We start from the raw sequence: 13,828 nt of genomic DNA on the forward strand, positions 1-13,828 counted from the left end.
TGACCGCAGCTTCCCCGAATGCTCCACGTCGTGATGCTCCAAGCCGTGATGCTCCACTTAGTAATGTTATTTTGACCGCAGTCATGCCACGCCTAGGCATGAACACCTGTTGCAGCACTGTTACCTATGCTGCGACGCTGTAGCCTCTGCGGGTGTTATGCGTTGGCTTGGCTGAGAACACCGTTTGTTGCCGTCATGGCGATAATCGTGCATCCCCAGAACAGCTTGTACGCCGTAACCATGTCGTTGCATGTGAACCGGATGGTCTTTGGACCGACCTGTTCAACGAGCGGGATCGTGGTGGTCATATGCGCCTGCGCCGTGTTCTTGTACTCGCACTCTATCGTTACGGGTCCGTCGATCCGCTTCGGTTCCACCTGCCCAATCAACTTCATGGCAGCGGTCGCCTTTTCACGGATGAGCTGCTGCGCCACCTTTGGGGCAAGGAGTTCAGCCGCGTACCGATCGATACCCCGTTTCACAACGGCTGCCTCGACGTGCGGCAAGTCTTCGCGCACCTCTTCGACATACGCGTCATCACCGCTGATGAAAAGTGCCGGGACGCCAAACTGCCCTGCGACCCTCGCATTCAATTGGGTTTCACCTACGACAGTCCCGTTGACCTTCAACTCGGTGACCGCTACGCCTGCTAGTGTATGGTTAATAACCGCCCGCTCCGATCCACCTTCACGCCCATGATGCCCCACAAAAAACAGGCCGTCGAAACTGTCATCCAGGCCTTCCAACTGGCACATGACGCGATTGCTGCCGGAAATGAGGCGAGCCCGCTCGTCTAGTTCTTCAATGAGAATATTGGACATGTTCCCATGGCCATCTGCTACGACGACTTCCGTCGCACCGCCATCAAACGCACCGGCGATCGCGGCATTCACGTCCGCCGTGTACAGCTTGCGAAAGCGCTGGTACTCAGACTCCTTCGTCAACTGCATATTGGTTGCAACACCCGAGATACCTTCAATATCGCCGGAGATGAAAATTTTCAAGTCGTGACGCCCCTCTCATTCATTCGCTGAGTCCTCTGTCAATTCTACCACTTCTCTGTCCCGCGTTGCTTGACTCTTTCGACTCTTGAAAACCTCGCCAGCAATCCAAACGACAATCATGAGGATGAAGCCGAGATTAATAGCGAGATCGGACAAGTTAAACACACCATGTTGATGGGGGAATTGAAACATATCCGTTACATAACCATGGACGATCCGGTCCCACAGATTCCCCATGGTCCCCCCTGTTCCCAGGCCCCAGCCAAGCCAGAAGGTGTAAGAGCGGATCGTCACAAACCAGGGGATTGTGAAGAAGAACGCTGTAACGAGGAGGCCGATGGCGATGAGAAAGGCGCGATCGCCATAGAGCATCCCTCCTGCAGCCCCGTAGTTGTGCAACCATGTCCACCGCACAAACCCTAAGTTGGCACGGAAACCTCGGTTGGTTGCTATCTTGATGATCCGATCGGCCGTCAACGTAAGCGCTAGCACGAGTACCCCGAGCCACATGCCACGGTGCTTTGAGGTACGCCTCAGCCTGTTTGGGTCGAGTCCGTTTGGGTCGAGTCCGTTTGGGTCGAGTCCGTTTGGGTCGAGTCCGTTTGGGTCGAGTCCGTTTGGGTGGAGTCCATTTGGGGCGAGTCCATTTGGTTGGAGTGATGCACGATTCTGCTTCATGGGATTCATCGTAGCACAACTTGGTCCATGCGGGCCGCTCGGGTTGAAGGCGCAAACGGTAGGTTTCCCGGGACGCGGGTGGCGCCCCTGCGCGGGGAGATGCCGGGGGTCGCAGCGACGTGGATGGCGCCTGCGTCGGGGGATACTGGGGGTCGCAGCGACGTGGGTGGCGCTTGCGTTGGTCGGCTGCTGGGTCGCAGCGACGTGGATGGCGCCTGCGTTGGAGGGGGACGTTTGTGACCCCTGGGGTTCGAGGGACGCGGGTGAGACAGGTACAAGCAGGACTCTATGAGTACGATGGGAGCCATGGGCGGTCGGAGGGGACGTTTCGCCTCTATCTGTGCTCCTGTACCCGGCATCACAATTCTCCTGTGCATAACCTTTACCATCCGACAAAACGGAGGTGTTGTACAGTGTACGGAGCATTTGGTGGCTACACACGTTGGGCTGTTGTGTTCCTGATCATCTTCGTGCTGTTTATTCTCCTGGTGCCTTATTCAGTAACCACGTGCACAACGACCCCGGTCTATTGATGCACTGATGGTGGCTGCTTGTCTGACATAAACCTCATCTCAGTACGACAAGCAGTAATGGACCAGACCTTCGGCATGCGATGATCGTCGCATGCCGAATGGCACGTCCCCACAGGAGTCAAAACAACCACCCCCTCGCAGAACGAACGTCTTCCCCACGCACTAATTTGCTCTGAACCGCCACCGCAGCAGGTGAACGCGTCACCAGTGCACTGGCTTCCTTGGGGCTTCCTTGGGGCTTCCTTGGGGCTTCCTTGGGGCTTCCTTGGGGCTTCCTTGGGGCTTCCTTGGGGCTTCCTTGGGGCTTCCTTGGGGCAGCCACGGTGCAACAGCCACGGTGGAAAATCACGTTCCCCGGAGCACTGCCCGATTTCCACTAACCGATTTCCACTACCAGGATACTCTTTGCCGTGTGCGAACGGTGTCGGGCAAGTATGATTTCGCGGAAACCAACGTGGACAAGCGTGATCGCAAAGAGAAATCGCCGTCCTACTCACTTTGGGCCACAAGAAACCGGAGTGGTAAGATAAATATTAGACTGAATAAACTTCGATAGATGAAACCGAGTCGCTGAGACCGACTAAGCATGCGAATTTGGGCAGGTTAAGTGGCTGTGGCCGACTAAGCGGGCCCGGATCACGGCTTGATGACATCGCTTAGTCGGTGGGAACGACTAAAGAGGGGCTACGCGGATATGTTTAGTCGCTGAGACCGACTAAACATGCGAATTTGGGCAGGTTAAGTGGCTGTGGCCGACTAAGCGGGCCCGACTCAAGGCTGGATGACGTCGCTTAGTCGGTGGGAACGACTAAAGAGGGGCTACGCGGAGATGTTTAGTCGCTGAGACCGACTAAACATGCGAATTTAGGCAGGTTAAGTGGCTGTGGCCGACTAAGCGGGCCCGGATCACGGCTGGATGACGTCGCTTAGTCGGTGTGAGCGACTAAAGAGGGGCTACGCGGAGATGTTTAGTCGCTGAAACCGACTAAACATGCGCATTTGGGCGGGTTAAGTGGCTGTCACCGACTTAGCGGGCCCGAATCACGGCTCGACCACATCGCTTAGTCGGCGGGAGCGACTAAAGAGGGGCTACGCGGATATGTTTAGTCGCTGAAACCGACTAAACATGCGAATTTGGGCGGGTTAAGTGGCTGTCACCGACTAAGAGAGCCCGACTCAAGGCTTGACGACATCGCTTAGTCGGTGGGAGCGACTTAACAGGGGCTACGCGGATATGTTTAGTCGTTGAAACCGACTAAACATGCGAAATTAGGCGGGTTAAGTGGCTGTCACCGACTAAGAGAGTCCGGATCACGGCTTAATGACGTCGCTTAGTCGGTTGGAGCCACTAAAGAGGGGCTACGCGGATATGTTTAGTCGCTGAGACCGACTAAACATGCGAATTTGGGCGGGTTAAGTGGCTGTCACCGACTAAGAGAGCCCGGCTCACGGCTTGATGACGTCGCTTAGTCGGTGGGAGCGACTTAACAGGGGCTACGTGGATATGTTTAGTCGCTGAGACCGACTAAACATGCGAATTTGGGCAGGTTAAGTGGCTGTGACCGACTAAGCGGCCCGGCTGAAGGCTTGATGACATCGCTTAGTCGGCGGGAGCGACTTAACAGGGGCTCCTACGACAAGCGAAGTCGTTCCGCGGACATGTACTGTTCACTGCAGTCTGGGAAGTAGGCATGACATGACGTTCATGTAGGACCTACTTCTGCAACCATACATAAGGAGGCATTCCTATGACCACACATAAAGGAAACTCGGGCAATATCGGCGACCCGAGCACCACCGCCAACAACGCAAGCAACACCGGCGACCCGAGCACCACCGCCAACAACGCAAGCAACATCGGCGACCCGAGCAACACAGGGAACACCGCCAACAACGCAAGCGGCATCGGCGACACCCACGACCACAGCGGCCACGACCACAGCGGCCACGACCACACCGGCCACAGCCACAGCAACGCCAGCGGCACGCAGTTAGAGCTGGGGCGCTACCAACAGTACATCGGCGGCGAGTTCACGGATGGCGCAGGCAGCACCGACTTTGAAGTCATCAACCCGGCGACAGAGAAGGCCACTGCGGCGCTCACGGACGCAACGCCGGCGGACATGGCGCAGGCCATCGAAGCTGCAGTTCGGGTGCAGGATGAGTGGGCGGATAGGGTGGCAACGGATCGGGCGAGGTACCTGTCTGAAGCCGCACGCTTGATGCATGAGCGAGCAGACCATCTGGCGCGCGTCATGACCATCGAAGAAGGGAAGCCGATCGCTGAAGCGATCGGCGAAGTGAAATATGCCGCCTCGTTCCTCGAATGGTTCGCAGAGGAAGCACGGCGGGTTTACGGCGACGTCATTCCTTCGAATTCGAAGGACAAGCGGATCATGGTGATTAAACGCCCCGTTGGCGTCACCGCGGCAATCACGCCGTGGAACTTTCCGGCAGCCATGATCACGCGCAAGCTCGGCCCAGCACTTGCGGCTGGATGCACCATGATCATCAAACCGTCTGAGCTCACCCCCCTCTCAGCGCTTGAGATGGCAAAGATCTTCGACGAAGTTGGGCTGCCGAAAGGGGTGTTGTCCGTCGTCTGCGGCACCGACGCTCCAGCTTTGGCAAAAGTCATCATGGACGATAACCGGGTGCGGAAGGTGTCGTTTACCGGATCGACCGAGGTTGGCAAGATTTTAATGCGCCAAGCCGCCGACACCATGAAGCGGCTGTCGCTCGAGCTCGGCGGTCATGCACCGTTTCTCGTGTTTGAGGATGCCGATCTCGATTCCGCCGTGACCAACGCCATCGCCTCCAAAATGCGCGGGATGGGCGAAACATGCGTATCCGCCAACCGCATCTATGTGCAGCGATCCGTTGTCGAGGAGTTCACCAAGAAGCTGGTCGCCAGAATGGCTCCCATGCGCGTTGGCAACGGGCTTGAAGAAGGCGTGACGGTCGGGCCGCTCATTGAACCAGCTGCAATTGACAAGGTCGAGCGCCACGTCAAAGATGCCGTGAGCAAAGGGGCTGACCTGCTTCTCGGCGGCCAGCGTGCGGCAACTGGGCAGGGCGAGACCGGGTATTTCTACGAACCAACGGTGCTGGCGAACGTGAATCCATCTATGATTATCACGCAGGAAGAGACCTTTGGCCCCGTCGCAGCCATCATTCCTTTTGACACGGAGGAGGAAGTCATTCGCTACGCGAATGACACCCCTTATGGTCTTGCTGCGTATTACTTTACGCGCGACGTCGGTCGTGTCTTCCGCCTCGCGGAGAAACTGCAGTATGGGATCCTGGGTGCAAACGACGGGATGCCATCCACTGCCCAGGCACCTTTTGGCGGCGTCAAGCAGTCAGGTCTCGGCCGAGAAGGCAGCAAATATGGCATTGAGGAGTACCTCGATGTGAAGTACATCTCACTCGGGGGCATCCAAGGATAACTTATCGCATGAGGCAAAGGCGCTGCCGTCACTCGATGGCGGTGCCTTTTCAGTACGTTCTCAGTGCTTTGCAGTTCCCTTGCAGCAGTTCCCTTGCTGTACCTTTTCAGTTCCTTTTCAGTTCCCTTGCAGTGCCTTTGTCATGCCTTTTCAAGAAACACCACTTGTTCAAATCCCCTCATAGTCGTCCGCTGGCTGCCTGACCTTCCCAGCATATCCTTCCGTCGGACTTGCACTTCCAGCTGCCCATTTTTCCTTCCAGCCATTGGATTGACAGCCCTGCCTCCCCGGACATCCACGCGCCATCGCCGTTCTGCCCCCTCGCATAATCGTGTCATCCGCATGGGACAATAAGTCGATGTCACTGCGATTCCGATTCCGATTCCGATTCCGATTCCGATTCCGATTCCGATTCCGATTCCGACTGCGACTGCGACTGCGACTGCGCTGCAAAGCCGGGTGACAGCTTTCCAGTAAAGGTTAGAGTAACGCTCTCATTACAAGGTTTCGTTAAAGCTTTCGTTACAAGGTTTCGCTAACGATACGACGATACCTCAAAAAAATTACCGCAATCACGCTAAAGAAAAGTGCATATCTAGTATCGTGATGTTATACTTACAAATCGGAAGGAGGAAGACAAATGCAATTTCCTGTATCTTCGTTTTGGCCTATCGCCATCGGTTTCTTCGCCCTCGGTGTAAACTACTTTGTTCAGGGCGGATCGACACTGTTTGGTGGGCCGAAGTGGTCAGACGATCCCCGTGCGAATGCTAAGGTGACCGGCCTCTGGGGTATTTTCCTTGGTGGATTTGGTCAGCTCATTACGGGAACGTATCTGATGATTGGACTCAGTTGGTTCCCGGTGTACAGAAATGCAGCGCCGCTTTACATGGCAGCGGTTGCATTCAGCGCCTATGGTATCCACTGGATCGTCCTCGGTTGGAGAAAGTACATCGGCGGGGACACGGGTCCTGAAGCCTGGATGGCAATTCCATTCCTGCTCCTCAGCATTCTCGGTGCCATCTCGTTTGGCGGGAACGGCGACATCCCTGCAATGATCTTGTTCATTGGCCTGATACTCATCTACCTGTGTGAGATCTTTGAGAAGTTCCTCAACAGCACAGGATGGGGCAAGGGAACAGCATTCTTCCAACTGCTCACCGGCATTTGGCTGATGTACCTTACTTACGGTGTCACGCTGAACTTTGCAAACGGCATGCACTGGTGGGTATAAGAAGTCAGCAGGTGTAAGAAGTCGGCAGGTATAAGAAGCCAGCCAGCAGTTATTAAAGCTGGGCAAAAGGATTTTTTAGTAAGATGAAATCATCATAAGTGTTTTCCGCCAGCCTGCTGTCCGATGGATTTCGGACAGCAGGCTGTTGCATTTTTGCCGACTCGACCGATGAAGATCAAAATTCCACAGGACAAGACCTGCAGCACTACAGACTGGCGCTTGTATTTCGCGCCGGCAGCCTGTTTAGTTGCTGTGAGCCACTAAGGTGGCCCTACTGCTACAGGTTCCGGCGATACATCCATCTGATGATGACAATAAAGAGAAACTGCAGCAACCAAAACGGCACCTGCAACAGGATGGATGAAGGTACCAACGCGATCACGACAGAGAGTGCCCCAAACACGACGGCCATCACTGGTCCGAGCCACATGACGATCCGTTTGGACATCCACCCATCCACATCACCTTGAAAGTTCCAATGGGATGCCATTCTATCAGGCAGTCGATTGTAGTAGCGCCGACGCAGGTCAAGCTGAACGGCAAAGCCCGCGATGGCAACAACGATGGCCGCAATTAGGCCAACAGGCGACACACCCGATGAAAACCCGAGTTTCGGGCCTGTGCGTGGTGGAAACGGTCGATCCGATCTCGCGGCATCTATGGCTGATTTCAGGACACCGATGTTTGGCGAAGAAAGCAGCACCTCGGGCTGACTGGCCTGCGAAGTCGAATTGCCCGGCCCTGTCCCACCTGACTGCCCTGCCCCGCTTGACTGTGTCGCGGGCCCCACATACTTCAAAAGCAGCACAGGATGCGACCCGTATTCGAACATCAGGACATTGTCACCGTTCGCCAGTCGGAAATGCCCTGCGTGCAGCTGCGATCCGCTGTATCCCCCCGTTCGCAACACTGGTTGATACCCTGAATCATTGGTCACGTATGTTGCCTCAATCCCGTCAATCGGCCACGTGACGTTACCAAACCCCGAATTGACCGACAACACCCCATTCTCGAGTGACCATCCGGTTCCATGAACAGACCACGGAACCCACAGAGACAGCAAAATCATGACAAGACCGACCGCCGTCGTCGTCCCGCCGAGCATTCCCCGAAAGCTCGGTTTCGACAAGCGCCATGCGACAATCCCGCCAACAATAAACAAAATCCCCATCACACCAGGGACAAGCGCCCCTGCTGAGTCATGCAAAGCCTGTACAAATGTCACGTGAAACCCGCTGTGTACGCCCACGTTGCCCATCTCCTGCTATCGAGTACAACTATCTACCACTATCTACCACGCCTGCCACGCCTGCCACGCCTGCCACATCTGCCGCTTCCGAGCCGTCTGCCACGTCTGCAACTCCGGCCATGCCCACACTGTGTCCCACACTACGCCACGTTGCGGCCCGCTGGCTCCGAACCGCCTGCCACGCCCAGCGGCCTACCGCCCTACCGGTTCAGGAAGTCCACACCTTTGCCTGGGTTGAGGATGCCCATCGGATCGAGCGTCTGCTTGAGCTGCCTCATCAGCACCACCGCCTCCGATCCGAACTCCTGCTCCAGGTACTTCCCCTTCCCGAGACCGAGTCCGTGTTCGCCCGTGCAAGTGCCGCCCCTGTTCAGCGCATATCGGACGATCTCGCTGTTCACCGCCTCGAGGCGTTCCATGTCCTCGAGATGATCGGGATCGACCGTGAACCCCGCGTGGTAATTGCCGTCCCCGACGTGACCCAGGATAGAACCTTCAAAACCGTAGCGGGTCATCGTCTCCCTTGCATGCCTAAGGGCGCCCGGCAACTCCGTGATGGGCACGCAGACGTCCGTCGTCATCATCTTCTTACCCGGGTTCATCGCCATCAGCGCCATCGCCGCCGAATGCCTCGCCTCCCAAAGCTGCGCCCGCGCTTTGCTGTCCGACTCCATCTGGAGTGACTCACAGCCTTCATCTTCACATAATTCCCGCGCGATCTCGATATCACGCCCGACACTCAGCACACTCCCTGAGAATTCGAGGAACAGTGTCGGCTTCTCTTCGTAATGCGTGCCTTTGTAGATGTTGACTGCCGCGATGGTGAGCGGATCGACCAGTTCAATGCGCCCAATCGGAACAGCCCCCACAATCGAAACCGCCGCCCGGCCTGCTGCATCGATGTCCGGGAAGACTGCCCGCGCCGCAACGATGCTCTCCGGAATCGGATGCAACTTCAGGGTGATGGAGGTGAAGATGCCGAGCGTCCCTTCTGATCCGACGAACATCCCCGTCAGGTTATACCCCGCCGACGACTTGACAGCCATGCCGCCTGTTTTGACGATCCGGCCGTCCGCCAACACGACCTCCAGCCCCTTCACGTTCTCCCGCATCGCACCGTAACGGACCGCGTTCGTGCCGGATGCATTCGTGGCCGCCATGCCGCCGAGGGTGGCGTCTGCACCGGGATCGACCGGGAAGAACAGACCCAAAGGCTGAATCGCCTCGTTCAACTGACTGCGCGTCACCCCCGGCTCCACGCGGACCACAAAATCGTTCGGGCGGAATTCGACGATCCGGTTCATCCTCGACATATCAAGGCTGATCCCGCCTTTGATCGGAATGATGTGACCCTCCAGACTGCTGCCGACGCCGAAGGGGACGATGGGAATATCGTGATCGGCCGCGAATCGGACGATGAGCGACACTTCAGCCGTACTCTCCGGGTACACCACCGCGTGGGGAAGGTGCGGTTCATGGTACGTGAAGTCACGCCCGTGTTGCTCGAGGACCGACTGTGTGCGTACGACCTTGGGGGCTCGTGGGGCGGACGATCTCCCCGGCTCACCACCAAGCCCTGCGGAGGAACCAGTCAGATGCGGCGTATCGTTGTCGGTCACGGCCCCGGGTACCGCATCAGCGTGTGAACCTTCGGGATCCAGCGCAGTCCAGGGTGCACCATCAGGCTCGGTCTCGGGCCCCAACGCACCATCCTCCCCCGCCAGCGGCGTGTTCAGGATGGCTTCAAGCATCGCGATCCAGACTGGTCCGAAATCACGCACCGACTGGTGGAATGTTTCGTCTGCCGGCCTACTTGATGGTTCATTTGATGGTTCATTTGATGGTTCATTTGATGGTTCATTTGACGACTCATTGAAGCCCCCATGTGCGTCTTCGTTGGGATATCCGTCTGCGTGTTCATCCATAGCCATGCGTCACACTTCCTCTTCCACAATGATGGCGGTGACAGTCCCCGGTCCGTGGACACCCTGGATGTACTCCATCGCGATATCTGCGCTGCCGCTCGGACCGGCGATGAAGTTCGTGTACGCGGGAAGGGCATCTTCCTCTGCAAGCCGGTGCAACTCTGCCATCAGCCCAGTGAGCCTCGGCACAATCTGCCTCGCTTCAAAGATGGCCACGTGGTGCCGCGGCAAGAGGCTGACCAAGCGCCCGTGACCGGCGTGGTTTTGAAGCAGGATCGTACCCGTTTCCGCACAGACACCGTCTGCCCACGTGATCCCGATTTGCGATGACTCGGCGATCTTCGCCCAAGCCCCGCGGTCCGCGCGAGTATCCTCCCGCTCTGTATGCCGACCCTCTCCGTCTCCCGGCCAGCGATGCGCAGCCACACCTTGACCTGCCAAGTAATCGAGAACCCCAAATTGGTCGATCCGATCATCATCCCACACCACCGCCCTCTTCACACGGGAAGCCCTGATGATGTCGGAGAGTGCGTGCCGAACGCCGCCTGCGCCGTGGACCCGGACGGCGTGTCCCTTCTGCGACTCAAAGACCCGAATGAACCGTGTAACGAGGTCTTCCGTCTGCTCCGGCCCGGCTGGATGCGGCCCGGTCTGCTCCGGCACCGTTTGCTCCGACTCGGCCGGATGCGGCTCACTCAGCCTCGTATGTTGGCCTGCTGGTTCCCCGCGCCCGCCCTCGTACCTGCCCTCGCGGCCGTTACGGTCCTCCGCTGGATGCGGACCGAAGTCGGGGTGCACGACATCCCAAGGGCGGCGGCGCTGTCGACCGAGCTTTTCCGCCACCATGTTGAGAAAACTATCGCGATTGGGGTCTGGACTTGTTGACCGCATGGCTCGCTCAATCCCGGTCGCATCCGTTGGCCCTGCATCCGCTGGCACTGCATCCGTTAGCCCTGCGCCCGTTAGCCCTGCACCAGCCGGACCTGAACGAGCGAGGCCAGTGGTCGCAGCACCTTTCCCCAACTCAGGTTTCATAGACGTCATCGCTCCCTCTCCCCTTCCCGCTCCCCTTCCTTATGCCACCACTCGCGGAAGGTCTGCCCAGCGCTCGAAGGAAACTCGCGCTCCGACTTCCATCCACCGAGTGGCCCCACCTTCGTGGCCGTCAGACCCGTCTTCAGGATGGATTGTCCCATGCTGAAGGCGCCCGGATGGGATGCGCCCCAACCAAACAGGTGCGCCGCCATGCGCTCTCCCCAACTGTCGATCCCGGCCTCTGAGATGTCCCGACGCAGCGCCACGAGGTACTCATGCAACGGGATCTTCACCGGACACGCATCAGTACACGCCCCGCAGAGGCTCGACGCATAGGGCAGGTCCTTCCACTTCTCAATACCTTCCATGAGCGGTGTGATAATCGCGCCGATGGGGCCGTTATAAACGCCGCCGTACGCATGGCCGCCTGCATGCCGATAAACTGGGCAGACGTTGGAACAGTTCCCACAGCGAATACAGTTCAACGCCTGTTGGTATTCCGTGCCGAGCATATTGGATCGACCATTATCGACGATCACGATGTGCAGCTCCTCCGGCCCATCGAGATCGGGCGCTTGTTTCGGGCCATGGATGGCCGTGACGTAGCTGATGGTGCGTTGCCCACTGGCCACTTTCGGGAGGAGGGTGAGGAGGATATCGAGATCGGCAAAAGATGGGACAAGACGCTCCATCCCCATGACCACCACGTGCACCTTTGGCAGCGAGCTGGTCATGCGGGCGTTGCCTTCGTTGCTGACAATCACGACCGATCCCGACTCGGCCACCCCAAAGTTACACCCGGTGATGCCCATATCAGCCGCGAAGAACTTGTCGCGCAGGTACTTTCGCGCGTAGGCGGCGAGTTCGTCCGTGTCGACCGCGATGGGGTGCCCGGCGTGGCGCGAAAAGATTTCGGCGATCTCAGCCTTCGACTTATGCAGGGCAGGGCCAACGATGTGGGAGGGTTTATCGTGATCGAGCTGGAGAATAAACTCGCCAAGGTCCGTCTCAATAACCTCTGCCCCCGCATGCTCCAAGGCGTGGTTGAGGCCGATCTCCTCAGTGACCATCGACTTTGACTTGACGATGGTTCTTGCGCGTTTCTCGCGGGCGAGCCTTGTAATGTATGCGTTTGCATCCGCGGCATCGGCGGCAAAGTGGACGTGGCCACCGTGTCGGGTGACGTTATCCGTGAACTGCTCAAGGTACGCGTCGAGGTTGGCGATCGTGTGAGTGCGGATCTGCGCAGCTCGAGCCCGCCATTCCTCCGGGTTGCCAAGCTCTGTGAAAACTTCACGGCGGAGGTTGGCAAAGTGGTCCTGAACACCAGCTACCGTCCGACGGCGATACGGGTTGGACAGGCCTTCGATGGCGCGGGCGCGGAAGCTCCCTGGCTTGATTTTCACTGTGGACCGGCCGGGTGGCGTGCGGTCGCCGCGGGTCTGCGGGGTCTGCCCGGTCGGCGGCTTGGACCGGCCGGGTGGCGTCTTTATGTTCGTCATACCAGTCCCCCCTCTGCCAGGACTTGGGCGACATGCTTCATCGGCAGAGGTGCGGAAGAGGCCGAAGGTGTGAGAGATGACGAGGGTGTGACAGATGACGAAGGCGTCGCCCCCGCATGGGTCTGCCTGGCGGCGCGGCCGGTGAGGTGCATCATGCAACCGAGATCGGACGCGATGACAAAATCAGCTTTTGTCTCGGCCATGTGCTGGAGCTTTTCATCCGCCATGGCTGCGGAGACTTCGGGCAACTTGACCGAGAATGTGCCGCCAAAGCCGCAGCAGTCCTGGTTGTTACGAAGCGGCACCAGCTGCAGTCCGTTGACTCTGCTGAGTACCGCCAGCGGTTCATCCACCACTTGCAGCTGACGCGTCATGTGGCAGGATGTGTGGTAAGTCGCAGTCCCATGGTACGTCGCGTGGATCTTCTCCAAGCCAACCACCTTAACGAGAAACTCCGAGAACTCGTAGACTCGAGCGGCCGTACTCAGGGCCCGGTCGGCCCACCCCGGCTCTCCATCCAACAGTTGCGGGTATTGTTCACGAACCATGGACGCGCACGATCCGCTCGGCATCACCACATACTCCTCATGTTCAAATACCTCAATGAACCGTTTGGCTGCTGCTTTTGTATCCGCCCAGTAACCACTGTTGAACGTAACCTGCCCGCAGCACGTTTGTCCCTCAGGGAATGTGACCTCTACACCCAGTGCACGCAACACCCCTACGACACTCTTGCCAACATCCGGATAGAACGAGTCTGCAAGGCATGTCACAAACAAGGCGGCACGCAGCGGTTTTGAGGTTGCGCTGGTCGCCCTGCCTGTCGCACGACTGCTGGCCCGGCTCTCGTCGGTTTGCAGGTTGCCCATTCCTGTCCCCCCTTTTTGCTACAAGCTTTGACATGGTTTGCAGAATTGGTCTGATCTCTTTTTCGTATGAATTTGAATCCACGCTCGCCGCTGGCGAAGCAACGATGGCGCTCTTCTAAGCACCGCTCCTCTCCAGCATGAAATTCGACAGACATTGCGGATTGATCAGATCAAATTTCGCAAGATGTTGTTCTCCCTCACCTGAGGGTCGGCCGATTTTCATTTTGTGGGCTCCCTCACAAAGTGACCTCTTCTGAGCGGGAATACCGCTCACCACCATCGGATCGACACGATTTGCGGCAGTGATCAGATCTCATTTTTGGCCCACACTCCACCTTTGTGTACCCTTC

General features: G+C 57.7%; 9 protein-coding genes. 2 read left to right on the forward strand and 7 right to left on the reverse strand.

Annotation, left to right across the window (positions count from 1 at the left end):
- Nucleotides 1-155: 155 nt before the first annotated feature.
- Together AN477_RS17550 and AN477_RS17555 are read right to left on the reverse strand one after the other, a co-directional pair.
- The gene (locus AN477_RS17550) at nucleotides 156-1,004 is read right to left on the reverse strand and encodes a M55 family metallopeptidase (RefSeq protein ID WP_054970477.1); all 849 of its coding nucleotides are present in this window, start codon (nucleotides 1,002-1,004) and stop codon (nucleotides 156-158) included.
- 15 nt (nucleotides 1,005-1,019) lie between these two features.
- Nucleotides 1,020-1,682, reverse strand: a complete 663-nt coding sequence (locus AN477_RS17555) for a signal peptidase II (protein WP_157062036.1) — start codon at nucleotides 1,680-1,682, stop codon at nucleotides 1,020-1,022.
- A 2,281-nt stretch (nucleotides 1,683-3,963) separates the two neighbouring features.
- Between AN477_RS17555 and AN477_RS17560 the strand changes: the two genes are divergently transcribed.
- Together AN477_RS17560 and AN477_RS17565 are read left to right on the forward strand one after the other, a co-directional pair.
- Nucleotides 3,964-5,664: an NAD-dependent succinate-semialdehyde dehydrogenase gene (locus tag AN477_RS17560; RefSeq protein ID WP_211266030.1), complete on the forward strand. Its 1,701-nt coding sequence runs from the start codon at nucleotides 3,964-3,966 to the stop codon at nucleotides 5,662-5,664.
- 640 nt (nucleotides 5,665-6,304) lie between these two features.
- Nucleotides 6,305-6,898: a hypothetical protein gene (locus AN477_RS17565; protein WP_054970479.1), complete on the forward strand. Its 594-nt coding sequence runs from the start codon at nucleotides 6,305-6,307 to the stop codon at nucleotides 6,896-6,898.
- A 277-nt stretch (nucleotides 6,899-7,175) separates the two neighbouring features.
- On the opposite strand, the gene AN477_RS17570 is transcribed toward AN477_RS17565, so the two are convergent.
- The 5 genes from AN477_RS17570 to AN477_RS17590 all read right to left on the reverse strand — a co-directional run bounded on the left by AN477_RS17570 (nucleotide 7,176) and on the right by AN477_RS17590 (nucleotide 13,400).
- Nucleotides 7,176-8,147 carry a DUF1648 domain-containing protein gene (locus tag AN477_RS17570; RefSeq protein WP_054970480.1) on the reverse strand — a complete coding sequence of 324 codons (972 nt, stop codon included), beginning with the start codon at nucleotides 8,145-8,147 and terminating at the stop codon, nucleotides 7,176-7,178.
- Between the two features lie 200 nt (nucleotides 8,148-8,347).
- Nucleotides 8,348-9,742 (reverse strand): FAD-binding oxidoreductase, encoded by a 1,395-nt coding sequence (locus AN477_RS17575; RefSeq protein WP_054970551.1) that lies wholly within the window; start codon nucleotides 9,740-9,742, stop codon nucleotides 8,348-8,350.
- Nucleotides 9,743-10,081: 339 nt separating this feature from the next.
- Complete coding sequence (locus tag AN477_RS17580; RefSeq protein ID WP_054970481.1) at nucleotides 10,082-11,116, reverse strand: LutC/YkgG family protein; 1,035 nt, start codon at nucleotides 11,114-11,116, stop codon at nucleotides 10,082-10,084.
- Nucleotides 11,113-12,609: a LutB/LldF family L-lactate oxidation iron-sulfur protein gene (locus tag AN477_RS17585; RefSeq protein ID WP_083486405.1), complete on the reverse strand. Its 1,497-nt coding sequence runs from the start codon at nucleotides 12,607-12,609 to the stop codon at nucleotides 11,113-11,115. Before AN477_RS17585 ends, AN477_RS17580 begins: the two co-directional genes overlap by 4 nt.
- Nucleotides 12,606-13,400: a (Fe-S)-binding protein gene (locus AN477_RS17590; protein ID WP_054970553.1), complete on the reverse strand. Its 795-nt coding sequence runs from the start codon at nucleotides 13,398-13,400 to the stop codon at nucleotides 12,606-12,608. Before AN477_RS17590 ends, AN477_RS17585 begins: the two co-directional genes overlap by 4 nt.
- Nucleotides 13,401-13,828: the final 428 nt, after the last annotated feature.

The sequence above is a fragment of the Paenalicyclobacillus ferrooxydans genome (assembly GCF_001399675.1).
Taxonomy (GTDB): Bacteria; Bacillota; Bacilli; order Alicyclobacillales; family Alicyclobacillaceae; genus Alicyclobacillus_B; species Alicyclobacillus_B ferrooxydans.